At 61.1% G+C, this 24,405-nt stretch carries 24 protein-coding genes; 13 read left to right on the top strand and 11 right to left on the bottom strand.

Features of this window, described 5'->3' with window-relative positions; genetic code table 11:
* The first annotated feature begins 185 nt into the window (after window positions 1-185).
* Window positions 186-1,718 carry a YifB family Mg chelatase-like AAA ATPase gene (locus ACK6D9_RS05400; protein ID WP_412050923.1) on the top strand — a complete coding sequence of 511 codons (1,533 nt, stop codon included), beginning with the start codon at window positions 186-188 and terminating at the stop codon, window positions 1,716-1,718.
* 124 nt (window positions 1,719-1,842) lie between these two features.
* Here ACK6D9_RS05400 and cysK read toward each other — a convergent pair whose 3' ends face one another.
* The 3 genes from cysK to dut form a co-directional block, all read right to left on the bottom strand.
* The gene (gene cysK, locus ACK6D9_RS05395) at window positions 1,843-2,817 is read right to left on the bottom strand and encodes a cysteine synthase A (RefSeq protein WP_412050922.1); all 975 of its coding nucleotides are present in this window, start codon (window positions 2,815-2,817) and stop codon (window positions 1,843-1,845) included.
* Window positions 2,818-2,967: 150 nt separating this feature from the next.
* Window positions 2,968-3,984, bottom strand: a complete 1,017-nt coding sequence (locus ACK6D9_RS05390; protein ID WP_412050921.1) for a proline racemase family protein — start codon at window positions 3,982-3,984, stop codon at window positions 2,968-2,970.
* Entirely contained in the window at window positions 3,981-4,499 is a 519-nt protein-coding gene (gene dut / locus ACK6D9_RS05385) for a dUTP diphosphatase (protein ID WP_412050920.1), read from the bottom strand. Before dut ends, ACK6D9_RS05390 begins: the two co-directional genes overlap by 4 nt.
* A gap of 93 nt (window positions 4,500-4,592) precedes the next feature.
* Here dut and ACK6D9_RS05380 point away from each other — a divergent pair, with 93 nt between their 5' ends.
* The gene (locus ACK6D9_RS05380) at window positions 4,593-6,182 is read left to right on the top strand and encodes a peptide chain release factor 3 (protein WP_267656242.1); all 1,590 of its coding nucleotides are present in this window, start codon (window positions 4,593-4,595) and stop codon (window positions 6,180-6,182) included.
* A gap of 284 nt (window positions 6,183-6,466) precedes the next feature.
* On the opposite strand, the gene ACK6D9_RS05375 is transcribed toward ACK6D9_RS05380, so the two are convergent.
* From ACK6D9_RS05375 to ACK6D9_RS05365, 3 genes are all read right to left on the bottom strand, one after another.
* Window positions 6,467-6,673 carry a hypothetical protein gene (locus tag ACK6D9_RS05375; protein ID WP_412050919.1) on the bottom strand — a complete coding sequence of 69 codons (207 nt, stop codon included), beginning with the start codon at window positions 6,671-6,673 and terminating at the stop codon, window positions 6,467-6,469.
* A 455-nt stretch (window positions 6,674-7,128) separates the two neighbouring features.
* Window positions 7,129-10,188: a DEAD/DEAH box helicase gene (locus tag ACK6D9_RS05370; protein WP_412050918.1), complete on the bottom strand. Its 3,060-nt coding sequence runs from the start codon at window positions 10,186-10,188 to the stop codon at window positions 7,129-7,131.
* A gap of 241 nt (window positions 10,189-10,429) precedes the next feature.
* A complete protein-coding gene (locus ACK6D9_RS05365) occupies window positions 10,430-11,044 on the bottom strand; it encodes a Hachiman antiphage defense system protein HamA (RefSeq protein WP_412050917.1) in 615 nt (204 codons plus the stop codon).
* A gap of 342 nt (window positions 11,045-11,386) precedes the next feature.
* On the opposite strand from ACK6D9_RS05365, the gene ACK6D9_RS05360 reads away from it, so the two are divergent.
* Window positions 11,387-12,427: a zinc-dependent alcohol dehydrogenase family protein gene (locus ACK6D9_RS05360; protein WP_412050916.1), complete on the top strand. Its 1,041-nt coding sequence runs from the start codon at window positions 11,387-11,389 to the stop codon at window positions 12,425-12,427.
* 158 nt (window positions 12,428-12,585) lie between these two features.
* Here ACK6D9_RS05360 and ACK6D9_RS05355 read toward each other — a convergent pair whose 3' ends face one another.
* The gene (locus ACK6D9_RS05355; protein ID WP_412050915.1) at window positions 12,586-13,071 is read right to left on the bottom strand and encodes a cytochrome b; all 486 of its coding nucleotides are present in this window, start codon (window positions 13,069-13,071) and stop codon (window positions 12,586-12,588) included.
* Window positions 13,072-13,433: 362 nt separating this feature from the next.
* On the opposite strand from ACK6D9_RS05355, the gene nirK reads away from it, so the two are divergent.
* On the top strand, window positions 13,434-14,579 hold the full coding sequence (nirK, locus tag ACK6D9_RS05350) for a copper-containing nitrite reductase (RefSeq protein WP_412050914.1): 1,146 nt from the start codon (window positions 13,434-13,436) through the stop codon (window positions 14,577-14,579).
* A 98-nt stretch (window positions 14,580-14,677) separates the two neighbouring features.
* Here nirK and ACK6D9_RS05345 read toward each other — a convergent pair whose 3' ends face one another.
* A complete protein-coding gene (locus ACK6D9_RS05345) occupies window positions 14,678-16,069 on the bottom strand; it encodes an HD-GYP domain-containing protein (RefSeq protein ID WP_412050913.1) in 1,392 nt (463 codons plus the stop codon).
* 153 nt (window positions 16,070-16,222) lie between these two features.
* On the opposite strand from ACK6D9_RS05345, the gene ACK6D9_RS05340 reads away from it, so the two are divergent.
* The 4 genes from ACK6D9_RS05340 to ACK6D9_RS05325 all read left to right on the top strand — a co-directional run bounded on the left by ACK6D9_RS05340 (window position 16,223) and on the right by ACK6D9_RS05325 (window position 18,840).
* On the top strand, window positions 16,223-16,522 hold the full coding sequence (locus tag ACK6D9_RS05340; protein WP_412050912.1) for an ArsR/SmtB family transcription factor: 300 nt from the start codon (window positions 16,223-16,225) through the stop codon (window positions 16,520-16,522).
* Window positions 16,519-17,553 carry a permease gene (locus ACK6D9_RS05335; RefSeq protein WP_412050911.1) on the top strand — a complete coding sequence of 345 codons (1,035 nt, stop codon included), beginning with the start codon at window positions 16,519-16,521 and terminating at the stop codon, window positions 17,551-17,553. Before ACK6D9_RS05340 ends, ACK6D9_RS05335 begins: the two co-directional genes overlap by 4 nt.
* 202 nt (window positions 17,554-17,755) lie before the next feature.
* Window positions 17,756-18,304 (top strand): helix-turn-helix domain-containing protein, encoded by a 549-nt coding sequence (locus tag ACK6D9_RS05330; protein WP_412050910.1) that lies wholly within the window; start codon window positions 17,756-17,758, stop codon window positions 18,302-18,304.
* A gap of 8 nt (window positions 18,305-18,312) precedes the next feature.
* The gene (locus ACK6D9_RS05325) at window positions 18,313-18,840 is read left to right on the top strand and encodes a GNAT family N-acetyltransferase (protein WP_322991021.1); all 528 of its coding nucleotides are present in this window, start codon (window positions 18,313-18,315) and stop codon (window positions 18,838-18,840) included.
* 231 nt (window positions 18,841-19,071) lie between these two features.
* Here the strand turns inward: ACK6D9_RS05325 and ACK6D9_RS05320 are convergent, their stop codons facing one another.
* Both ACK6D9_RS05320 and ACK6D9_RS05315 read right to left on the bottom strand, forming a co-directional pair.
* Window positions 19,072-19,686 carry a hypothetical protein gene (locus ACK6D9_RS05320; RefSeq protein WP_412050909.1) on the bottom strand — a complete coding sequence of 205 codons (615 nt, stop codon included), beginning with the start codon at window positions 19,684-19,686 and terminating at the stop codon, window positions 19,072-19,074.
* Between the two features lie 220 nt (window positions 19,687-19,906).
* Entirely contained in the window at window positions 19,907-20,818 is a 912-nt protein-coding gene (locus tag ACK6D9_RS05315) for a pirin family protein (RefSeq protein WP_412050908.1), read from the bottom strand.
* 200 nt (window positions 20,819-21,018) lie between these two features.
* Between ACK6D9_RS05315 and ACK6D9_RS05310 the strand changes: the two genes are divergently transcribed.
* Window positions 21,019-21,225, top strand: coding sequence for a hypothetical protein (locus tag ACK6D9_RS05310; RefSeq protein ID WP_412050907.1), 207 nt, complete (start codon window positions 21,019-21,021; stop codon window positions 21,223-21,225).
* Here ACK6D9_RS05310 and ACK6D9_RS05305 read toward each other — a convergent pair.
* Entirely contained in the window at window positions 21,191-21,715 is a 525-nt protein-coding gene (locus ACK6D9_RS05305; RefSeq protein WP_412050906.1) for an Lrp/AsnC family transcriptional regulator, read from the bottom strand. The two genes, ACK6D9_RS05310 and ACK6D9_RS05305, sit on opposite strands and share 35 nt — an antisense overlap.
* A gap of 107 nt (window positions 21,716-21,822) precedes the next feature.
* On the opposite strand from ACK6D9_RS05305, the gene ACK6D9_RS05300 reads away from it, so the two are divergent.
* The 4 genes from ACK6D9_RS05300 (at window position 21,823) to ACK6D9_RS05285 (ending at window position 24,202) form a co-directional block, all read left to right on the top strand.
* The gene (locus ACK6D9_RS05300; RefSeq protein ID WP_267654971.1) at window positions 21,823-22,038 is read left to right on the top strand and encodes a DUF6356 family protein; all 216 of its coding nucleotides are present in this window, start codon (window positions 21,823-21,825) and stop codon (window positions 22,036-22,038) included.
* 6 nt (window positions 22,039-22,044) lie between these two features.
* The gene (locus ACK6D9_RS05295; RefSeq protein WP_412050905.1) at window positions 22,045-22,854 is read left to right on the top strand and encodes a class II glutamine amidotransferase; all 810 of its coding nucleotides are present in this window, start codon (window positions 22,045-22,047) and stop codon (window positions 22,852-22,854) included.
* A 28-nt stretch (window positions 22,855-22,882) separates the two neighbouring features.
* Window positions 22,883-23,203: a hypothetical protein gene (locus tag ACK6D9_RS05290; protein WP_412050904.1), complete on the top strand. Its 321-nt coding sequence runs from the start codon at window positions 22,883-22,885 to the stop codon at window positions 23,201-23,203.
* A 66-nt stretch (window positions 23,204-23,269) separates the two neighbouring features.
* Complete coding sequence (locus tag ACK6D9_RS05285) at window positions 23,270-24,202, top strand: hypothetical protein (RefSeq protein ID WP_412050903.1); 933 nt, start codon at window positions 23,270-23,272, stop codon at window positions 24,200-24,202.
* The last annotated feature ends 203 nt before the right edge of the window (window positions 24,203-24,405 follow it).

Here is a 24,405-nt window from a genome sequence, read left to right as displayed (position 1 = left end):
TTTGTACCGACACAGCTCAATCAGGCTTCCCCTCCACAACCCGTCACAACCGATCTCATCTTAATGGTGTATTTGTTGCCATATTGTTCTTGTTTTCTTCCGCATGCCGTGTTTCAATTCACCCCAGATCACGCATTACGGGAAAATTTGAACTTCCTTTGCCTTCAAGCGGAAGGGACACACAGATGGTTGCACGGGTCAGTACGGTTGCATTCGAAGGCATCGACGCGGTGCCGGTCGACGTCCAGGTGATGGTGGCACCGGGAAAGGTCGGCATGCACATTGTCGGCCTGCCCGACAAGGCAGTGGCGGAAAGCCGCGAGCGGGTGCAGGCCGCGCTGCACGCCTCGGGGTTGGCGCTGCCAGCCAAGAAAGTCACGGTTAATCTGGCGCCGGCCGATCTGCCCAAGGAAGGCAGTCATTTCGACCTGCCGATCGCGCTGGGGCTGATGGCGGCGCTGGGCGCCATTCCCGGCGACGCGCTCAACGGCTATGTGGTACTGGGCGAACTCGCGCTGGACGGCACCATTGCCACGGTGGCCGGCGCGCTACCCGCCGCAATCGGCGCCAATGCGCTTGGCAAGGGGCTGATCTGCCCGGCCGGTTCCGGCCCGGAAGCCGCCTGGGCGGGTGCAGAGATCGACATTCTGGCGCCACGCTCGCTGATTGCCATGGCCAATCATTTCCGCGGCACGCAGGTGCTGGCGCGCCCCGAACCGGCAATGCGCGCAGCCCCGGCCAATATGCCGGACCTGTCCGACATCAAGGGCCAAGAAACCGCCAAGCGCGCGCTGGAAGTGGCGGCTGCCGGCGGGCACAACCTGATCATGGTTGGTCCACCGGGATCGGGCAAGTCGATGCTGGCGGCACGGCTGCCATCAATCCTGCCGCCGCTGTCGCCAGCCGAACTGCTTGAGGTGTCGATGATCCATTCAATTGCCGGGCGGCTGGCGGGCGGCAAACTCTCCGACAGTCGGCCGTTCCGCGCGCCACATCATTCGGCGTCGATGGCGGCGATGGTGGGCGGCGGCTTCAAGGCGCGGCCCGGGGAAGTATCGCTGGCCCATAATGGCGTTTTGTTTCTCGATGAATTCCCCGAATTCACGCCGCAGGTGCTCGATTCACTCAGGCAGCCGCTGGAGACAGGCGAGAGCGTGATTGCCCGGGCCAATCACCGGGTCAGCTACCCGGCCAATATCCAGCTGATCGCAGCAATGAACCCGTGCCGTTGCGGCATGGCCGGCGAGCCGGGACACAGCTGCGCCCGCGGCCCGCGCTGCCAGAGCGACTACCAGGGCCGCATTTCCGGCCCGCTGATGGACCGGATCGACATCCGCATCGATGTGCCGGCGGTCACCGCCGAGGATCTGATCCGGCCGCAGGCAGCGGAGAAAAGTGCCGACGTGGCGGCTCGGGTGGCGCGTGCCCGGGCACTGCAACTGGAACGCTACCGCGCGCTCGGACGCCCCGATATCCGCACCAATTCGCAATGCTCGACGGCACTGGTCGAGCAGATCGCCAAGCCCGACGCTGGAGGCCAGGCACTCCTGAGCGATGCGGCCCAGAAGATGCGGTTTTCGGCCCGCGCCTATCACCGAATTCTCAAGGTGGCGCGGACACTCGCCGATCTCGACGGCGTCGACACCGTCGGCCGGATTCACCTGGCAGAATCGATCTCCTACCGGATCGCCACCGAGCGCGTGGCCGTGGCGGCGTGAGCGCCGTGGCACCTCCTGCATTTATCACTGCCCGGATGATTGCCGGGTGGTCGGTTTGCCGGTTGATTGGCCGTGTGGTCCCGCAATATGGCTGATCCGGCCAGGCGGAGAATCCTCTATCTGGTCAGTCGCCCAGACCGTCAAACAGTGCTGTCGACAGGTAGCGCTCGGCAAAGGACGGGATGATGACGACGATCTGCTTCCCGGCATTTTCTTCGCGCTGGCCAACCCGGATCGCGGCCACCAACGCCGCGCCCGAGGAAATGCCGACCGGCAGGCCTTCGAGCCGCGCCACCTTGCGCGCCATGGCAAAAGCCTCTTCATTGCTCACCTTGACGACTTCATCATAGATCGAGGTGTCGAGCACCGCGGGTGCAAAGCCGGCGCCAATGCCCTGGATCTTGTGCGGGCCGGGCGCGCCGCCCGACAGCACCGGCGAATCCGCTGGCTCGACGGCAATGATCTTAACGTCGGGCTTGCGTTGTTTGAGCACTTGGCCAACGCCGGTGATGGTGCCGCCGGTGCCGATGCCGGAAACGACGATATCGACCTTGCCATCGGTGTCGTTACAAATTTCTTCCGCAGTGGTCCGGCGGTGAACTTCCGGATTGGCCGGGTTTTCGAACTGCTGCGGCATCACCGCGCCGTCGATTTCGGCAACCAGTTGTTCGGCCCGGGCGATGGCGCCCTTCATCCCCTTGGCGCCCTCGGTCAGCACCAGTTCGGCGCCGAGCAGCGCCAGCATCTTGCGGCGCTCGACCGACATCGTCTCGGGCATGGTCAGGATCAGCCGGTAGCCCTTGGCGGCGGCGGCAAAAGCCAGCGCAATGCCGGTATTGCCGGAGGTCGGCTCGACCAGCGTGGTCTTGCCCGGCGCGATCCGCCCCTCAGTCTCCAGTGCCTCGATCATGGCCACGCCGATCCGGTCCTTGACCGAGCCGATCGGGTTGAAGAATTCAAGCTTGGCCAGAAGATCGGCCTTCACGCCTTCGTCGGTACCGAGCTTCCCCAGCCGCACGAGCGGCGTATCGCCGATGGTGTCGATGATCGAATTGTAAACCCGGCCGCGACCGGGCTTGGCTGGCGAGAAAGCAGACATCGGCAAACTCCTGTTGAACCTGCCAGACTATAGGCCAGATGGCACGCCGGCGCGAATGATGCGCACCGGCGACGTGTGGAGAAGGGGGCAAATTTATTCCAACGAACATCTAAGGCTGAGATTCCAATTCTAGAATCCGCATCTGATCAGCTAGCGCAGGAGAAAACCCTCCGCCAGCGGATCATCGGCCTCGACGGAAAATTCGCTGCGGCCGGTATAATGGGCCTTGCCGGAGACACGCGCGGTGATGGCCTGATGCGGGCCGGCGCGGGTCAGCGACGCGACTTCACCGGTAAAGCGGGTGTTGATGATGCTGGTAAAGACGCGCTGCTGGCCGATGCCAATCTGGCCGCGCGCCTGCATGGCGGCGAGCCGGGCGGTGACGCCCGATCCGGTGGGCGAGCGATCGACCTGGCGGTCGGCAAAGACGCAGACATTGCGGGTCGGCTGATCGGAATATGCGTCGCTGCCATCGGTCAGAATCGAGCCGTAGAGAAAGGCCAGATCGGCGGCATCGGGATGGCTGAGCGGCAGCGCCTGCTTGACCGCGCGGGTGAGTGCGTCGGCGGCCTCGACAAAGGCTGCGGCCGGGTCGCGGTCAAACTCAAGCCCGAACTGACGGGCATCGGCAAGCGCATAAAAGGCGCCGCCATAGGCGATGTCGAAACTGATCGGGCCCCAGCTGCCGACTTCGAGCACCTGATCGCGCGCGAACAGGAATGACGGCACGCTTTCAAAACTCACCTCGGCGGGTTTGCCGTCGCGCATTGTCACCTCGGCGCGCACCAGGCCACAGGGGCACTCGATATTGACATTGGACACATGCTCGCCGGGCTGCACCAGGCCCTGATCCACCGCATAGCGGCCCAGCGCGATGATGGCGTGGCCGCACATGGTGGAATAGCCCTCATTGTGCATGAACAGAACCGCCAGATCGGCGTCCGGGAGATCGGGCTCGACCAGCAGGGCGCCATACTGGTCTGCATGGCCGCGCGGCTCGAATATAAGGATCTTTCGCAGGTGATCGAGATGATCGCGGACATAGGCGCGCTTTTCCAGAATCGTGCCTTTCGGCAAATCGGGATAGCCGCTGGTGACGATCCTGAGCGGCTCGCCGGCGGTGTGCATGTCGACAACCGTGAGACTGCCTGCAGCCGCGGTGCTCATGCGGTGCCGGTCGAACCGAAACCGCCGGTGCCGCGCGCGGTCGGGCCGACGCTTTCAGCCAGCCGAATGCGGGCCTGGGTGACCGGGGCGATGACCAGTTGCGCAATCCGCATGCCGCGGCTGACGGTGAAAGGTTCCGCGCCGAGATTGGCGAGGATGATCTTGACCTCGCCGCGATAATCGCTGTCGATGGTGCCGGGCGTGTTGAGGCAGGTGATGCCGGATTTGAGCGCCAGCCCCGAGCGCGGACGGATCTGCCCCTCGAAGCCTGCGGGGATCTCCATGATCAGCCCGGTGGGCACCGCAAAGCGGCCGCCGGGGGCGATTTCCAGCGGCGCATCTTCGGCAACAGCAGCGCGCAGATCCATGCCGGCGGAACCGGGCGTTTCATAGGCCGGCAGATCAAGGCCCTGGCCATGCGGCAGGCGGACGAGAACCAGTTCCGGACCGGAATCGGGGACGGGTGCGGAGCGCTGATCCAGCGCCGAGCGGGCGAGGCTATCAAGGTGGGTCATGGTGCCAGCTTTTCCTGTCCTTGCGCCAAGGTCAATTGCATGGCGGGCGGCAAGACGTTAGAACGCATCGCCATCAACAGGAATCCGCCATCGATGCCCGATACGCTCACCGAGGAAGTCGGCCGCCGCCGCACCTTCGCCATCATCTCGCACCCGGACGCGGGCAAGACCACGCTGACCGAGAAGCTGTTGCTGTTTGGCGGCGCGATTCAGCTGGCGGGCGAGGTGAAGGCTAAAAAGGATCGGATCCAGACGCGGTCGGACTGGATGAAGATCGAGCGCGAGCGCGGCATCTCGGTGGTCACCTCGGTGATGACGTTCGAATACAACAACCACGTGTTCAACCTGCTCGACACGCCGGGCCATGAGGACTTTGCCGACGACACCTACCGGACGCTGACGGCGGTGGACGCGGCGGTGATGGTGATCGATGCGGCCAAGGGCATCGAGCCCAGAACGCTGAAACTGTTCGAGGTCTGCCGGCTGCGCGACATTCCGATCATCACGTTTGTCAACAAGATGGACCGCGAGGCGCGCAATCCGTTTGATATTCTTGACGAGGTGGAACAGAAACTGGCGCTCGATACCGCACCGATGACCTGGCCGATCGGCCAGGGCCGGTCGTTTGCGGGCACCTATCATCTGGCCAAATCGGCGATCCGCAAATCCGACAGGGAAACCGAGCTGACGCCGGTCAACGGGCCGGAATCCGACGCGGTTGCCGGGCTGCTGCCGGAGAACGAGCGCGCCACCTTCATCGAGGAGGCGAGCCTTGCTGCGGAAGCCTGCAAGCCGTTCGATCTCACGGCGTTTCGCGAAGGCCATCTGACGCCGGTCTATTTCGGCTCGGCGTTAAAGGCGTTCGGCGTGCGCGACCTGATCGATGCGCTGGGCGAATTCGCGCCGCCGCCGCGGGCGCAGGTGGCCGATACCCGCACGGTGGAGGCCACCGACCCGAAGATGACGGCGTTCGTGTTCAAGATCCAGGCCAACATGGACCCCAACCACCGCGACCGGATTGCCTTCGTGCGGGTGTGTTCGGGCAAGCTCGAGCGCGGCATGAAGGCCAGGCTTTCGCGCACCGGCAAGCCGATGAGCCTGTCAGCGCCGCAGTTCTTCTTTGCCTCGCAGCGGCAGATTGCCGACACGGCCTACGCCGGCGACGTGGTCGGCATCCCCAACCATGGAACCTTGCGGATCGGCGACACGCTGACCGAGGGCGAGGCGCTGGTGTTCCAGGGAGTGCCGAATTTCGCGCCGGAAATCCTGCGCCGGGTGCGGCTCGAGGACGCGATGAAGGCCAAAAAGCTGAAAGAGGCGCTGCAGCAGATGGCCGAGGAGGGCGTGGTGCAATTGTTTTCGCCCGAGGACGGCTCGCCGGCGATTGTCGGCGTGGTCGGCGCGCTGCAACTCGATGTGCTGAAAGAGCGGTTGCACGCGGAATACGGGCTGCCGGTGAGCTTCGACCTGGCGCGGTTTTCGATCTGCCGGTGGATTTCGACGGCTGACAAGAACGATCTCGAACGGTTCGTCACCAGCCATCGCGGCGACATTGCCCGCGATCTCGATGGCGATCCGGTGTTTCTGGCGTCCGACCAGTTCTCGCTCAATTACGAGGCGGAGCGCTGGAAGATGATCGACATGGTGGCGATCAAGGAATACCAGGTGGCCAAGGCCGCCTGAGCGGGCTGATCGAGGGGTGGCCGCGCGGGCGCGCTGCCCGCGACACGCCAAGGCACCGCGCGCGAAAATCTCGCCGACGGTTTGGGGCATTTCAGGCTCCGGTTGGAAAAACCGGATTGCTGGGGCGCGGGCCGCTGGCCCGTGGTGGTGGAAAATGTGGGTTGGCGCAGTTGCCCGCACCCCACTGGCGAGAGGAAGCCCGACGCCTTCCGGGCGCGGGCCGGCATCCTTCCCGGCAAAAAATCATCTCGAGCCCTGGGGCGGTTTCGTATTGTTCGGCCCCGTTACGGACCGAACCCGCCGTTTCCCGATGTGACCCCCCGCGAACAATGTCCGCGATGGTCGCGACCGGGATGGGTCAGGCCGGCGTCTGGAGTGGTGATGCGGCGCGCGACCGGCCTGCCCGCCAGGCCGCGCACCGCATTGCAGACGCCGCCGGGTGCCTGGAACATGACCGGGGCACCCGGTTCCGGCTTTCGCGCGTTTGGCATTTTATCAGATCCACTTCGACCTGACAGGCCGCCCGCGCTGGCCGGGATGCTTTCTTCGCCAGTTTCTGGCCCGCGATACGGCCCCGCGCGCCAAAACTCACCGCCTTCCGCCGGCCAAAGCTCCGTGGGCCCCGGCCATCCGTTGCGACGGAAGGTGGCAGGATTATCGCATGGGGGGAGAGGGTGTGGAAAAAATGGAGGGGATTTATTTTGGGATGCCAATAAAAATTGGCGTTGTTACCTTTGAGGAAAAATGCTCCGCCCCCAATTTCTTATCATATGAGTTTAGTGACTAGTTAGGCAAGAAACGGGTATTTGCGGCTTCGGTAACGAATAATTGGAATAGAGTAGCAAGCCGACGAGCGACTGGGGTGGGTGGACTGCCGATAGCGGACATTAGGAACCTCCAACAGGATGTCGCCAAGGACATGCATTGAGGGCGTGGTGATAGGATCTCAATGCCGCAGTTCTTCAGCCACGCTTTGGAAGTACGCTGGAAAGGCATCAAGAACCGCATTCAGTTCGTCGCGCTGCGTGCGACAGACACCTCGGACTCCAGTGCGGTCGGTCACGCCTCCAAACGCAGCCGCTAGAGCCTGGGCGACGACGCGGTCCTTGAAGCCAGCTTCGTAGAAGGCGAGCGCGGCTGTGTTACTCAGGCCATTTTTGATCTGCCTTTGAAGGAACACCAGCTCTTCATAAAGGTCTTCATCCAGGGGCTCTACAAGATCGGCCATAGACGCCACGACCATAGCGAGATCGAACCCGAACCCGCCCTCGCAGATGGCGACTACATGGTTCGCGGTGATGTGACGGTTGCTGGTCCGGACATTGGCAGCACGAAGTGCCTGTCCAATCTCGTCGAATGACTGACCTGCCAGCCATGCCTTCAATGTTGGAAGGATTTGGTTTTGGTCGGTAAGCTTAGATAGAGCCTTCGAGGTTACGTATTGGTGGACCTCCGCATAGACCGCATCGACCAGCTCTCCTCGTTCTGCGGCATCTACAAGCGTCTGAATATTGGCGTTGGTCCAATCGCGAAGCGCGAAAACGTCCGCAGGTGGAAGCGGTGATTTCCTGATCAAAGCGCGCAGCGCATCGTCTCCTGCTGTTTCGATGGCCCTCGCCGTCATGCGGAACACTTCGAGGAGATTGTTGCGCGTGGCGTCGTCAGCCAGGTGCCATGCAAAAGTGTTGCGGGTCAGTTCGTCGATCCGCTCGCCTGCTTGGTCGCTCGTGAAATCTACGTAGGCGGCGAGATAAGCGGCGATGCTTTGTATGGCGCGTGCGCGATCAGCCACGAAAGTTTTGAACATTTCAACCTCGACCCAGCCAAACTGCTGTTTGACCGAGGCCACTGCCGCGTCGATTTCCGAGTGCGTTGCAAAGGCAAGGTCGAGCCCGCCGATGTGCAGCGTGAGTTTGAGCGTAGCGGTCTGTTCGTAGTCATCGAACAAATCCAGAAGGCTGCTGCGCGATGGCTCGGCGCGTGTTGGATCGAGAAGGCTCTTGGTCGCATTCCAACGCCAGCGTTGGCCGCTGTTGTCCCGCTGATCGTAAATCGATGGCGCCGAGAAGATGACGCTGCCTTCTGTATGCATACCGGCGCGTCCAGCCCTGCCCATTAGGTTTTGGAAATCGCGCACCTTGATCTTCTCCTTACCCTGCTGAGTTGCCGAGACGATAAGGTACCGAATTGGCAAATTGACACCTTGCGCTAGGGTCGAGGTGCAGATGACAAACTTTGCATGCCCTTCCTTCATGGCATGTTCGACCGAGAGGCGCAGGCCTTGGGGCGTGTTGCGGTGATGAGCAAGTATGCCCAATGCCGATGCCTGGGTGACAGCTTGGTCTGTGCCAAGGTTTAGATTCGCCAGGTGCGTAAGGCGTGCGATCTCGGCCGCGTCGGAGACACCAAGCGGTCGCGGCAGCGCAACCGCACGATCGAAGATTTCTGCCGCCCGCCTGCAAAGCGAAATGACACTTTCCTTGGTTCCGCAGAACAGCGCGACACTGCCGCGCTCGACCAAGTGGAGCCCGAGATACAATCCGACGTCCGCACTCTCACCGGGAGTGCCACGCCTCGGAAATGGGCGTATCGCACTCTCGTTTGGGTTAAGGTCGAGGTTGGTTTGCGTGAAAATGCGAGGAACAAAGAACTCTTGTTGCTCAGGGTCATCCGGACTCACATACTGCAGAAACCCACGCTCGAATTGCCAACTTGCAAAGGCGATGCTCTTTGTTGTCGGCAGCAACCCCTCGCCACTGATCACCGCATCCGCGTCCCCGATAAGCCATTCGGCGATAACAGGCGCATTGCCTATGACGGCAGAGATCAAGACCACTTGTGCTTCCGGTGCCAAGGTCATCCGTAAGGATGACAGCAACAGCTCATAGGTTGGTCCGCGAGCGAATCCTTCGAACTGGTGGCCTTCATCGTAGATGACGAGGCCGATCCGCTCCGCAAGCTCTGGCGCGCGCCTTAACATGTAGAGCATCTTCTCTGGTGTGACGATCAGAACCGATCGCTGCGCCAACACCCCTGAGATATCGACATCGAGCAGGAACGAGTCAGAAACTTCATCGAGCGCGACATCCTCACCCGCAAACGCGCCCACCAAGTCGGAACGAATATCGTGACACAGCGAACGGAACGGCGCGACGATCACAGCCAGGTTCGAGCGCCCCGATAGGAACACGGACCTGATGATCAACTCGGTTGCGCGGGTTTTGCCTGCACTGGTTGGCATCTGCACGACACCAGAATTACCTCTCAAAAGGCCGGCCTCGGCAATTCTGCGCTGCGCGGGCCACAGCTCCTTTGGGAAGCGCGGTTTGCGCAGAGCATCGGTCCATAAGGCGAGCGGTAGGCCCGATGATGGCGGCAGGATTGTGCGAGCCGCATTCTCTAGTTTGCGGGCACAGAGTGCCGTGACGATATCCGCATAGACGACCTCACGAGCCGATCCGTTGTCGTAGACACTGGCTCGCAGTTCAGCGCACATGGCGCGAATTTCCTCTTCGGTATCTGCCTCAAGACCGAAATGCCGTATCAAAGCATTCTGTAGGCGATTGCCGAACACGGTATGATGATACTCGCCATCGATGGGACCAGCGCCACCCCGGAGGATGTGCCAGGCTACCCGCGCAAGACCATGTCCCAATTCTAGGGGCGGTGCATCCGATCTGTTCGCCACGACGACGGCACTGCCTACGCTGTCTGCCAAGTAGTAGGACGCAGCACAGAGCAACGAGAACTCTGTTGTGAGTTCGGCATTGAGCTGCGATTCTAAGAAAGCATCAAAAAACGATGCCGAGAACCGCACCATCTGACCAATTGAGCCGTCGTCCTCTTCCCAAGCAGAGGGAATGACGGGACCTTCCGCCCGGTCGACGAATCGATCGGCGATAGCACCGGCTACGTCATGCAGAATACCCACGGTTAAGGGGAAGAGCGTCTCAGGCGCTCGTCTAAAACGGACGTAGTCTTCCTCGGCTGCACGGAACTCGTGCATCTTTGCTCGCGCCTGAACGGCAGCAAGGATCAGCCGGGATTCCCGCTCAGGCCTCATCCGCAGCCCTCGCATAAAGCGTGTGAACAAGGTCCATCATCGATGTACCTCTGATGATGATCAGTCGCAAATTGTCACCGTTCGGATGTTCTGATGCGTCCGACTCGCCAAGCGCCATTTCGTTGAATATCTCATCGTCCAACACGGCGACTGCGGCATTGGTTCGCTTGAACGGCTTATCGCCCTAGTTCTGAAAACGTCCAACCTTCAACGCGTCGTCGCGGTTGATCTTGAGAAGTCGCTGCTTAATGGCGCTCAAAGACATCGCTTCGCGAACAAGGTCCTTGCCGGAATCGTTGATCGCCTGTTGCAGCCGATTTTTTTTCGTTGGCCGGAATCCGGCCTTCGACTCTATAACCAGCAATTCGTCGTCGGGACTTGGCTCGCCACCAGTAAAGCTGAACCCGATGACGTCGGTACCATTAGAGGGCATATTACGGTTTTCGCGATCCTCAAATCGACCGTGCCGTGGGCACCAGTACCCTAGGACGTATTCGATATAATCCGCCACAAGGATTTCACCGAAGTCACCCGCACGTGTGCTTGGGCCTGGCGCTGCTACTGCGTCCGGGAATTTGATGTTGGTCAAAAAATCGGCGTTAGATAGCCCCGTACCCGCAACCAGATCGGGTAGCTCTCCATCGCGGCAGTAGTGCTGCCGGAAATGGGTCGCCCAAGCTGAGAGAATTGCATCATCATCGGCGTGGTGTAAAACCCAGATTTCAGTCTCGCGGCCATCTGCCGTTTCGATGACCTCTCCGGTATCCTCGAGCCATGCGACATGATCAGGTGCTGCCAAAATTCTAAAATCTTTCTGTTCGCATTAAAAGTCAACGATTACAATAGGGTATAATCTACACATAGAACAATATCCTTACATTGTCTTGCTCGACAAAAGTCCATTGCATGCAGTCCTAGCCTATCGACCTCCTGTCTCGGCGACCTTCCAATAGAGTGCGCATAGCAGTCGTTCATAAGGGAACAACCAAACAGTAGCAAAGGGCCGAAAACCGCCGGTTGGTATGGTGCCCACCGGAATACCGGTCCTGCATCATTTCTAACCTGACGCCCCCTCCCCAATCCCATTCCCCCGGTGTAAACCTCTCCCTCTCCCCTCCCTTTCCATCACCGGGATTCTGTCATGAAAGCCATTCTCTACGAAGCCTTTTCCGCGCCGCCGAAGCTGGTGAATTTGCCGGATCCCACGCCCGAGCCGCACGGGGTTGTGATCGAGGTGATGGCGACCGGGGTTTGCAGGTCGGACTGGCATGGGTGGGTGGGGCATGATTCAGATATCGTGCTGCCGCATGTGCCCGGTCATGAGCTTGCCGGCAGGATCGCGGCGGTGGGGCGCGAGGTGACGCGGTGGAAGGTGGGCGAGCGTGTGACGGTGCCGTTTGTCGGCGGTTGCGGGCACTGCCCCGAGTGCCATGCCGGGCATCAGCAGGTGTGCGACAACCAGTTTCAGCCGGGATTTACGCATTGGGGATCGTTTGCGGAATATGTGTCGATCCACCGGGCTGATCTGAACCTGGTGGCTCTGCCCGAGACAATCGATTTTGCCACGGCGGCAAGCCTCGGATGCCGGTTCGTCACCTCGTTTCGCGCCGTCATCGACCAGGGCCGTGTATCGGCCGGGCAATGGTTGGCGGTGCATGGCTGCGGCGGGGTCGGGCTGTCGGCGATCATGATCGCGGTGGCCGCCGGCGCGCAGGTGGTGGCGGTGGACATTGCCGACGACAAACTGAAGCTGGCGCGCGAGCTCGGCGCGGTGGCCACGATCAACGCGCGCGACGTGGCGGATGTGGCGGGGGCCGTGCGCGAGATCACCGGCGGCGGGGCGCATGTGTCGCTCGACGCGCTCGGCGCGGTGACGACGTGCGTGAACTCGATCAACTGTTTGCGCAAGCGTGGGCGGCACATCCAGGTGGGGCTGATGGCGGGGACGGAGAGTTTTCCGCCGGTGCCGATGGGGCGGGTGATTTCGCACGAGCTGGAAATTCTGGGCAGCCACGGCATGCAGGCACACCGCTATGGGGCGATGCTGGCGATGATCGAGGCGGGGCGACTGAAGCCGGAATTATTGGTGGGGCGGGCGATTTCGCTTGAGGATTCGATTGCGGCACTGATGGGGATGGACCGGTTCGAGGGCGTTGGCGTGACGGTGGTGACGGAGTTTTGAGGCTCGAAAAGGGCCGGCTGCGACACGAGGGTTCGGAGCGCGGGCGGGCATCGCTGCACCTCCCCGTCCTTCGGCCCCCCACAAGCGGGAGGGGCTTAACCTGGCCGGGGCTTTGGCCGCGCTTGAGCCGGGGGCTAATCGGGTTTCAGGCGGCCGCTTCAGCCGGGGCGGACCATGCGGGTGATCAGGCCGGTGCGCAGCACGAATTGCTGGTAGAGCGCGGCCAGGACATGCAGCGCCACCAGCACGAGCAGCGGCAGCTTCAGCGTGGTGTGGATGAAATCGGCGATCTGAACGCCGCCGAACCAGGCCGCGAGCCCGGTCAGCGGCAGGATCAGGATCAGCGCATAAAGGGTGAAGTGAGTGAAATGGGCGATGAACTTGAGCGCGGGGTGCTCACGCGCCGGCAGCGCCGGGGCGCCGCGTTTATACCGCAGCAGCAGCCGCCAGATGGTGAGCGCCAGGATCAGGCTGCCGCCGATCACGTGGGCCCTGACGAGCAGGTTGATGTCGGCGGGCTGGCCCTTTTCGAGCGCCTCCCAGGCGGCGACGATTTGTTCATGGAACACGAATTGGGCTACGACCAGCGCGGCGATGACCCAGTGCAGCCAGATCTGGCTCAGTGAATATCCTGCAGGTTTCATTTTCAAGGTTCCTCGTTGCTGGATGCGACCACCCCTGCCCCGGCAGGCAGGCCGCATTGGACCTGTGCATTTGCCACCTGGCAGACCCTTTACCGATAGGGCCGGAAACCTCGATTTACCTTGATCTAACGCAAAGAGCGGGCCGCCGGTGGGCCTAGGCTCCGGGCAGCCAAACAACACCCCTTGGGGCTGGTTTGGCTCAGCAAGCCCAGCTGCCGCAGCATCGGTCCAAAGATCGGATCGCGCGGTGGCCAAGGCTGGCGCCGTCCGCCGCACCGGTGGCAGCGCAACCTTCCGGACTTTCTGAATTCACCGTGATCGAGCAATTCCGCGAGGGCATGGTGTCACACAGGAAAAAGACGATGACTGACAACAAAACCAAACATTCCGGACTTTCCCGCAGAGAAATGCTTTCCTGGACTGCCGCGATTGGCGCGGGTCTGGCATTGACGGATGGCGTGACAGGTGGCGTGAGCGGCGCCGTGGCGATGACCCAGGATGACGTCGACACCCTGCCGCGCGTGACGCAGGCAATGGTCAAGCCGCCTTTCCTGCCCGAGCACGAGCAGATTGCCACTGGCGGCGCCAAGGTTGTCGTGGTGCGCTTCGATATCGAAGAAAAGAAGATGATCATCGATGACGAGGACACCGAGATCTGGGCGCTGACCTTCAACGGCTCGGTGCCCGGCCCGATGATCGTCGTGCATGAAGGCGATTACATCGAACTGACGCTGGCCAACCCTGCCACCAGCACGATGGAGCACAATATCGATTTCCACGCGGCAACCGGCGCAATGGGCGGCGGCGATCTGTCGCTGGTGGCCCCCGGCGAGGAAGCCACGTTCCGCTTCAAGGCGATCAAGCCCGGCGTGTTCGTCTACCATTGCGCCCCCGGCGGCATGATGGTGCCCTACCACATCACCCACGGCATGAACGGCGCCATCATGGTGCTGCCGCGCGACGGGCTGAAGGATGGGCATGGCAAGCCGATAACCTATGACCGGGCCTATTATGTCGGCGAGCAGGACTATTACATCTCCAAGAACGAGGACGGCGAGTATCTCAGCTACGAGACGCCGGGCGAGGATTTTGCCGATTTCCTCACCGCCGCAGCAACGCTGACGCCCAGCCACGTCGTGTTCAACGGCGCCGTCGGGGCACTGACCGGCGACAAGGCCATGAAAGCCAATGTCGGTGAAACCGTGCTGATCATTCACGCCCAGGCCAACCGCGACACCCGGCCGCATCTGATCGGCGGTCACGGTGACCATGTCTGGGGCTCCGGATCTTTCGCGGATGCGCCGCAATCCGGGCTTGAAACCTGGTTCATTGCCGGCGGTTCTGCAGGGGCGGCTGTCTACACGTTCAGGCAGCCGGGGCTCTACGCCTACGTCAATCACAACCTGATCGAGGCATTCCAGAAGGGGGCAGCGGCGCATTTCCAGGTTGAAGGCGAGTGGAACGACGATCTGATGACCCAGATCAGGAAACCCGCCGCAATGATGTAACGATGATCAAAACTCCCGGGCGTCCTTCGTATTCCGGACGATGCCCCGGGGGTACGCATTTCAAACAGAAGGGCTGCAATCGAGGTAGATGGGGCGGCTCAGGCCGCCTCGGATGCGCGCTGGAGTTTGGCGAGACCGGATTTGAGGGCGGCGATGCAGTCAGGATCGAAGGCCGTGCCGGCGTCGTGATCGAGGATTGCAAGCGCCTTGGCGATCGGCATGGCGGCACGGTAGGGGCGCTCGGCCGAGAGCGCGTCGAACACATCGGCGACGGTGAGGATTCGCGCCTCGAGACAGATCGCTTCGCCCGCAAGCCCGTAGGGATAGCCCTTGCCATCAAGCCGCTCGTGATGGGCGGCGGCGATCGGGGCGATGTCGGCAAAGGCACTGACGCGGGCGAGGATAGTCTCGCTGTGGCCGGGATGGCTCTTGATCGCCACCCATTCATCGGCATCGAGCTTGCCGGGCTTGTCCAGGATCTGGTTGGAAACGGCGAGTTTGCCGAGATCATGCAGCAGGGCGGCGCGCCTGAGCCAGCGACGATGCGCCTGCCCCAACCCCATCTCCTCGGCAATCATGTCGGTGTAGAGCGTGACGCGGTTGGAATGGTCGGCAGTAAACGGGCTCTTTGCGTCAACCACATCGGCAAAGGCAGCGGCAATGTCGTCGAGGAAGTCCTCGTCGACCGACCCGGATTGCTGTGCCGGCTTCATCGCGAAAACCTGCGCCGCAAGATCATGTGAAGTCAGGACCGGCCAGAAATCAGTCGATCGCTGTGCGCTGGAAAACGCCGTAACAAGGGCTGGATCGAACCAGCTGCCGGAACGCGCGGAAACCTCCTTGAGGGCGGTTTCAGCATCGTTTTCCGTATAGAATACATCAACCACCTGGGCCAGCAGGGCGATGTTGGCAATCGCCGGTATCTCCTGATGTTTGAGCCCTAGCGGCAGGCCGGAGCCGTCCCAATGTTCATCGAGCGCCAGAATGCCGTTCTGCACGGTTTGTGAGAAGTGCATGCGTGCAGCGATATCGGCGCCGCGATGGCAGCGGGTTTCCATCAGTTCGCGGGTGACCTTGCCACCCTTCTGGATGACATTGACCAGTGCCCGGATCCGCTCGCTGAGACCGGATTCGAGCCCGGTCCTGGCGAAGACAAAGCGCAGCGCCGCGCTCATGCTGGTGTCGATGGTCTTGAAATCGCGCTTGAAGGAAATGTCGTCGGTCAGGAACAGCTCACAGATCCGCGCCGCGTTGCTGGAGCAGCCCAGATCCTTGAGCAGCAGCGTATAATAAAGATCGCTGAGCGCCTCATCGGGCAGGTTCATCGCCTCGCCAATGCGTGTGCCGATCCAGCAGCAGCGCATGCAATGGCCTGCCGGCTGGCCTTCGGTCAAATCCAGCGCATAGCTGAGCGCGCCGAGCAAGTCGGCGAGCTTGAAGGCTTGCGGGCTGTCACCTGACTTGCGGGACAGAAAGAGGCTTTTGCTCAAAATGACGGCTCCGGTTCCAGTTCTGTGTAGCAGCCGCTGATTAACGAGTTTTCACCACACCAGTTCAAACGTCTGCGGGAATTCCGGTCGGGTCTTGATTCTCAATTTATTTCCATATAACTAGTTTTATCGAATTAAAGGAAAGATGAAACCATGGATGCGATCGAAGCGGCACAAGGTTTTTCGGCGATGGGCTCGGAATCACGGCTCGAAGTGCTGCAGGCGCTGGTCCGCGCCGGCAATGCAGGCTTGCGGGTCGGCGAGATCCAGGAACGCACCGGCATCACTGCGTCCACCCTCGCCCACCATCTCAAATTCCTCAGCGCCGCCAACCTTATTGTCCAGCACAAGCAGGGCCGCGTGATCATGAACACCGCGAATTTCGATCATCTGAATTTGCTGGCCGGGTTCATTCTCGAAAACTGCTGCAGCGACGCGGAGACCCGGCCATGACCGATATTGCCGACAATACCCGGCCCATCGGACGCGACCTCAAGGCCTGGCTGTTTACTCCCTGGGCATTCATCGCACTGATGCTGCTGGCGGTTCTGGTTGCAGACGCCACGCGGTTTATGCCGGTTGTCCGCTTTGCCGTTTCGGCGCTGCTGAACACCTTGCCCTACATCGTCTTCGCGGTGCTGCTGATTGCCGGACTGAAGGCGGCGGGCGCGGAAACCGTCATCGCCGAGGCTTTCAAGGGACGGGAAACCCGGATGATCCTGATGGCGGCGATGTTTGGCGGGTTGGCGCCGTTTTGCTCCTGCGAAGTGATCCCTTTCATTGCCGGGCTGCTGGCGCTGGGCGCGCCGCTGTCGGCGGTGATGGCGTTCTGGCTGTCGTCGCCGCTGATCGACCCGCCGACGTTGCTGATCACGGCGGCAGCCCTGGGGTGGCCGTTTGCCATCGGCAAGGCGGTGTCTGCGGTGGCACTTGGCCTGTTCGGCGGCTTTGCAATCAAGGCAGCGATGGGGGCGGGCTGGTTTGCCGAGCCTTTGAGGCCAATCAAACAGTCGCGCTGCGGCTGCGGCCCGGACCCGTTTACCGGCAAACCGGTCTGGCGGTTCTGGCAAACGCAGGAGCGCCGCGAGACATTCAGGGCCGAACTTATTGCCAACGGCATCTTCCTGATCAAATGGCTGGCGCTGGCCTATGTGCTGGAGGCGCTGCTGGTTACCTATGTTCCGGCCTCGGCAATTGCCGGGCTGGTGGGCGGCGAAGGCATCGTACCGATCGGGATTGCCGCGCTTGTCGGTATGCCTGCCTATCTCAACTCCTATGTGGCGCCGCCGCTGCTGGCAGGCCTGATCGACCAGGGCATGAGCAATGGCGCGGCGATGGCTTTCATGATCTCCGGTGCGGTCAGCTCGGTGCCAGCGATGGCGGCGGTCTGGTCGCTGGTCAAAAAACCGGTGTTCGCTGCCTATATCGGGCTTGGTGTTGCCGGCGCGATTGTGTCAGGCGTAATCTTCCAGACACTGGTGTGAGGCAGGGTCGTGCCGGCAACAAATCGGCACGGCGACGCATCTTACAGGATCTGCCTAAGCACCTGGTTTGATTGAAGTTGACACAGCTGCAACCCGCCCCAGAGGGTCACAGCGCGCTGAGCGCTGCCGGTTGAGGCTTGATTACACGAAATAATTGCATCATCCTGTATATGGGATTTTCTCTCGTATGTGGGATTATGAATTGCCAAATCTCAACAACAGGCTGGCCGAGCGGATCAAACAGGTGCGAATGGCGCGTGGCTGGTCTTTGCAGGATCTGGCGGAGAAGAGCACGGTCAGCCGCTCAACCCTGTCGCGCATCGAAAACGCCGAGGTCAGCCCCACGGCAGAAACGCTGGGCAGTCTGTCGGCCGCTTTTCAAATGAGCATCTCGCAATTGCTGGCGCCGGTGGAGACGCCTTTTCAACCGCTGGTGCGGCGCAACCAGCAAAGCCTTTGGGAAGACCCTGCGCACGGATTTACCCGCAGGATGGTGTCGCCACCCAGCGGTGGGCTGTCGGCGGAAGTGGTGGCGTGCGCGCTTTCACCAGACCAGAGGATTACCTATGAGGCGCCCTCGGTAGCAGGCCACGAGCACCATCTGGTGATGTTGTCGGGCGTGCTTGCCGTGACGCTGGGTGACGAGGTCCATGTGCTCGAGGCAGGCGATTGCCTGCGCTACCAGCTCCACGGCGCATCGCGCTTTCAAACCGGCGATCAGCCAGCCTCCTATCTGATAGTTCTTGTGTGAGATCGATGATGACCGACATCTCCATCCTTTCGCTCGGCCCTGACGACCTCGACGCCCACGCGCCAGCGCTCGCCCGGATCATGGCGGACACGGTCGAAGCGGGGGCTGCGATCGGCTACATGCAGCCGTTCAGCGTGGCTGACGGGCTTGCCTTCTTCACCAGCCAGGTTTTTCCCGAGGTGCGCGCCGGGCGGCGGCGATTGCTGGTTGCCCGACTGGATGGTGACACGGTGGGATCGGTGCAATTGATCGTGACGCTGCCGCCCAACCAGCCGCACCGCTGCGAAGTTGCCAAGATGATGGTGGCGCCCGCAGCACGGCGCAGGGGGATTGGCCGGGTGCTGATGCAGGCCCTCGACGCCGAGGCACGCGCCGCGGGCAAGAGCCTGATCACGCTTGATACCCGAAGCGGCGACAGCGCCGAGCCGCTGTACCGGGCGGCAGGGTTCAAGACCGCCGGCATGATCCCCGGCTTTGCGCTTGATCCGGACGGGCGCTCACAGCATGCGACCACCTATATGTACAAGGGCGTGTGACCGGCGCGCCAACGGGAAGCCGCACTGGGAAACTTAGCCTCACCCACATGGCAGGCATCGAGCTAATTTCCATTTCGGTGTCCGGACAAACCGGCATGCGCCGAACGGGTCTCAGCCGGGTGTGACGTCGTGGTTTTCATCGCGCAGCGTGCCAATGGCTGTAAGATTGGGCATGGCCGCCTTCGTGGCTGCAATAATTTACTCACGAAAGACGTGCCCGAAGGAAGCTTTCTAGAGGCTTGAATCGGGTTTGGTGGGGCCGTGCTTGCGGCCGTTGGCGAGCCAGTCGCGATAGGTTTCAGCATCGCCGAATTCCATGAAACTGGCGAAAGAGGCATGCGGATCGACCACCCGCTGGGCGTGCTTGATCGGACACCAATAGGCTTCCGTGCGGCCGGCAATCTCGCGCGCATAGGCGATGACGCCATTGCCGTAACCGCAATAGACGCAATTGAATTTCTCGATCAGATTGAGATAGGCGAGCATGTGGCGGTCGATGACGACGTAATCAGAGCGCCGGACCAGTTCAATGCCATAAACCCGAAAGCAGATGTGCTGGTAGATCGTTACCGATAGATCCAGAAAGGCGATCGGGATGGCTACGCCATAAATGATCGGTGCGGTCAGAACGGTGGCAATGCGGGCGCCGGTGAGGTAACGCCACAGGCCGACACGGTAGGTTTTCTGCAGGGCTTGAAACTCGCGATCAAACCGCACCTTGCCGCGGTGCAGCCGATAACGGAATTGTTCGCGCCGGGCCTCCAATTGCCGGTCGAGCTCCTGCTCCAGCTCCTGGCGGGTGGCGCGCAGCCGGTCTTGAATGTCTTCGAGTACGGATCTGTCCATGACGCGGTCTTTCTGTTTGTTTGCCGGGACATTAACAGTGCTGCTGACCTGTCGATATGTGGCAGATCAAACGCTGTGCGTAGCCCAAGTGACAACGGTGGCGACAACGCTGCCATCAAGCGAATGCGGCTGATCCCTTATAACGACCCAAGCCCGCATACACAAAAATGCCGGGACGGATCCCGGCATCTTTCAGTCGGCAATGACAAGCCAATAGCACCTATTGCACCGGCTTGATGAAGGTGCCGTTTTGCAATTCGGTCACCGCCTGGATCAGCTCGGCGCGGGTGTTCATGACGATCGGGCCGTGCCAGGCCACCGGCTCCTTGATCGGCTTGCCCGAGACCAGCAGGAAGCGGATGCCTTCGTCTCCGGCCTGAACGGTGATCTCGTCGCCGGTATCAAACACCACCAAAGTGCGGTCGCCCGACATGTCGCGGATCTGGATTTCCTCGCCTTCGACTTCCTTTTCAACGAGGATGCCAAAGGGTTTGGAAGCATCGCGGAACGTGCCGGAGCCGGCGAAGATATAGGCAAACGCCGAGCGGTAGGCATCGACCTTGAAGGTCTTCTTCTTGCCCGGCGGCACCGAGATGTCGACATAGGACGGCTCGGCGGCGATGCCATCGACCGGACCGCGCTTGCCCCAGAACTCGCCGCAGATGATGCGGGCGGCGGTGCCGTCGTCATCGACCTCGACCGGAATGTCGGCAGAGGTGACGTCCTGGTAGCGCGGCTCGGTCATCTTCATCGAGGCCGGAAGGTTGGCCCAGAGCTGAAAGCCGTGCATGCGGCCATTCTCGTCACCCTTGGGCATTTCCTGGTGCATGATGCCGCGACCGGCGGTCATCCATTGCACGTCACCGGCACCGAGCGAGCCGGTGTTGCCAAGGCTGTCACCATGATCGACGGTGCCGGCCAGCACATAGGTGATGGTTTCGATGCCGCGATGCGGGTGCCAGGGAAAGCCCTTCACATAGTTTTCGGGGCGTTCATTGCGGAAATCGTCAAACAGCAGGAACGGATCGGTGAGCGACGGATCGTCGAAGCCGAAAGCGCGCTGGAGATGCACGCCGGCACCTTCAAGATGCGGCACAGCGGTGGATAGATGGCGGACTGGTCTGATGGACATGGCAGTCTCCTCGATAGCGGGCTCGGCAATGCCGGCCGGCAGTGTTGAAGTTACCCCATAGATAGCTGTTTGTGGCGTTCACAATAAGTAGGCCAAACAGAACGCACTGTTCACTGGCGGGAGACGAAACCGGTCGCCGATGGCGCGGAACCCGGAAGCGCCGGCCCGCGTTGGCCTCTCAACAGCAAAGGGAGAAAGCAATGACCAGCCAAACCGATCCGACCATCAAGACACCCGAAGACGTGTATGCACATCAAACCCTGACGCAGAAAGAAAAACTTTCCCGGCTCAGCGACATGAAGTTCGAACTCGAACGCCAGACCGGCCGCGGCACCGCGGATCTCGAACAGGTCGAGGCGCGGATGGCGTCGATCAATCTTGCGGTTGACCGGGTGAAAAACAAATAGCGCGCTGTACCGGCGCGCTGCGCCCCAATCCGGAGAGCGGGATCGCGGTTGTCTCCTTGATCTCTTCCATGACGAAGGAGGCGGAGACATCGGCGAGCGGGACCCGGGCGATCAGCCGCTGGTAGAGCCGGTCATAGGCCTTGACGTCGGCAACCCGGGCGCGGAGCACGTAATCGAGATCGCCCGAGGTGCGGTAGACGCCGACGATTTCCGGGAACGCGCCGACCGCCTCGCGGAACTGCTTGAGCCAGTCCGGATCGTGGCTGGCAGCGCGGACAAAAACGAACACCGACAAGCCGCAACCGGCGGCTTCCGCGTCGAGAATGGCGACCCGATCCTTGATCAGGCCACGCTCCTCCATGAGTTTTACCCGGCGCCAGCAGGCATTGCGCGACAGGTTGACCCGCTCCGACAGCGAATCGACCGACAGCGTGCCGTCGCGCTGCAACTGGCTGAGAATTCGGACATCCATATCGTCAATCTGGTGCATTCCGGATATATATCCCAATTTGTAGTTTGAGATAAGGACATTCGGGACATTTTCACTCCTTGAGCGGGTTATTCTCTCTCCAACGGACACCAAGGAGGGACAACACCATGGCCACACCCATCATCCGGCTGTTTACCGAGCACCCGCAATCGGTCGACGAGACCTATTTCGAACATTTGCTGTTTGCCGGAAAATTTGCCGGCACCTTGTTTGCCGCCGGCTTCTGCGCGCTGGTGCACGCGATCCTGCCGTTCACCTTTGAGAAAACTGCAAGTCGTATGATCAACGACATGCATCACCGGATGCACAACCGGAGCAAGTAGCAGATCATGTGTCGTTGGGCCGCCTATCGTGGAACACCAATCCCGCTGGAACAGATCGTCTCCGCGCCGGGGCATTCGCTGATCGAACAATCCCACCAGGCGACAGAAGCCAAGACCGCCACCAATGGCGACGGCTTCGGCATCGCTTGGTATGGCGAGCATACCGAGCCGGGGCTCTATCGCGACGTGCTGCCTGCCTGGTCGGACTGCAATCTGAAATCCCTGGCGCGGCAGATCCGCTCACGGCTGTTTCTGGCGCATGTGCGGGCTTCGACCGGCGGCGCCACCAGCCGCGACAATTGCCACCCGTTCGTGCATGGCGCCTGGTCGTTCATGCACAATGGCCAGATTGCCGGTTTCGAGCAGATCCGCCGACCGATGGAAGCCGCGCTTTCGGACCGGCTCTACCGGGCCCGCCACGGGGCCACCGATTCGGAACTCTTGTTCCTGCTGGCACTCGAATTCGGGCTCGAGACCGACCCGGCCGGGGCTTTCGGCGCGGCGATCCGGTTTGCGTTGGCAGAGGCTGCGCGGGCCGGGGTGCGCGAGCTGGTGCGCTTCACCGCGGCGTTCTCCGATGGCGAGACGCTCTATGCGATCCGTTATGCCACCGATGCCCATGCCCCGTCGCTTTACTCCGCCCCGACATGCAGCAATGCGGGCCACTGCCTGGTCTCCGAACCCTTCACCGACGCCAGCACCAAGTGGCACGAGATCCCGGCCGGCAGCATCGTTACCCTCAGCGCCGGCGGCATTTCCTCAGCGCGGTTTTCACCGCTGCGGGTGGATGCGGTGAAGGTTGCGGAGGTGGCGTGAGAGGCAGGGCAGGCTGCATGGATGCGTAGTGGTCAATGGCGGCTTCAAGCCCTGCTCCGACTTCCATACTGTATTTGTCGGGGCCACTTACCGCCCATTGCTGCCGGTCGTGTCATCCGCACCGAGTGGCAGGTCCAACATTCTTCAGTTCAAGGAACATCATCGGTTGATAGCTGTTGCCGCACAAAATGCCGATGGCGCAGTGAAAGACACCTACGACTTCAAGTTGGTTCATTTCGACACTGGATATCGGGATGATCGGCAAAAGGCGAATAAGCAGGAGGAAATCCGGGAAAAACCGGCTGGAAAACCACCTCAAAAGGGTCAAAAATACAGCGAGGAAATGTGATCGTGAAAACTGCCAAAACCAGCAATGGTATCGGGGCTTTCTTGCAAGAAATGAGATAGAGTTCGAATGCCGGATCCGCTGTTTTATGGCGATGAAATAGCGGCTTTACCCGCGTTTCGCACGCTTGCCTACCTGGATGGCCCGCCGGATGATCCGCGGGTTGCGGCGGCAGTTGGCGCGATGTTTGAGGCGTTTGTCGCGCGGTTTGGCGACGATTTGGGGCTGATATCCAGGCGTCTTGTGGGCCGTTCCGGCAAGCCTTCGAAGGTTACACCAAAGGCGCTTAAAGACCTCCGTAACTGGATCGGTGCGCCGGACCGGTTGGATTCTGGCGCAGGCGTGCGCCTTGGTTCGATCAATACCGAAGAGCTTCCCCCCGCAATACCGTGGTTTCGCCTTGAGCAGCGCTACGATGATCAAACGATGGTGGAAATTTCCGTCTCCCCAGATGCGCCCAGTTTACTTGGCTTTGCAGATGAAATCGCGGACGATTTGGCCACGGCTCCGATGATCTGTGCGGCTCAGGGTTTTGGCTTTTTCCTGCCCCCGGCCCATGACAGTCTCAATTGGCTGCTGCCGCGCCTTTCCACGCGCTATAAAACGGCTCTTTTGCACACGCTTGATATGCCATCCTGCGGTTTGCGGCGCGCCCATTCGGCAATGCCCTATACCGGCGATATGCAGCCCGGCATTGCCGACATCGGTTGGCGCACTTTCATTGGGCCAGAGTATCTTGATCGCCTGCCAAAAACCTTTGATCTGCCTGCCGACGTCACCATTGCGGCAAGCGATGCGATGTTGATCCTAACGGCGGGCAAAGCGCCGATTTGGGGGGATGCAATTCTTGGAGAAGATATTGAAATCTACCGCGCCATCGCGGCAGCCCTGTCCCCCGTGCGCTATCCCTATGCCATTGCGGTACACCAGAACTTCGGTGGCGATACGGCCGCTGCAGGTCAGGCTGATCTTATAGAAGCTCAATACCATAGACTGGATTAGTAGATGAGTAGATGCAGCGGCTTTCACACTTTTGTATGCTTTGAACAGAGCATCATGGAGTCCATGCGCTATCTTGCAAAGCCGGTACAGTTGGCCCGGCTTGAAGCGACCCGCTGCGAAGCAGCCTTTGCAAATCCGAATTGCGACGCTGGCCCGATTGCGCGCGTGTTATCTGCGTCTTGGCAACAGAAAAGCTCACATTC

It is taken from the genome of Hoeflea sp. Naph1, assembly GCF_046837775.1.
Taxonomy (GTDB): domain Bacteria; phylum Pseudomonadota; class Alphaproteobacteria; order Rhizobiales; family Rhizobiaceae; genus Hoeflea.
The sequence above is the reverse complement of the archived record's forward strand: the minus strand, read 5'-3'. Positions and strand labels throughout refer to the sequence as shown.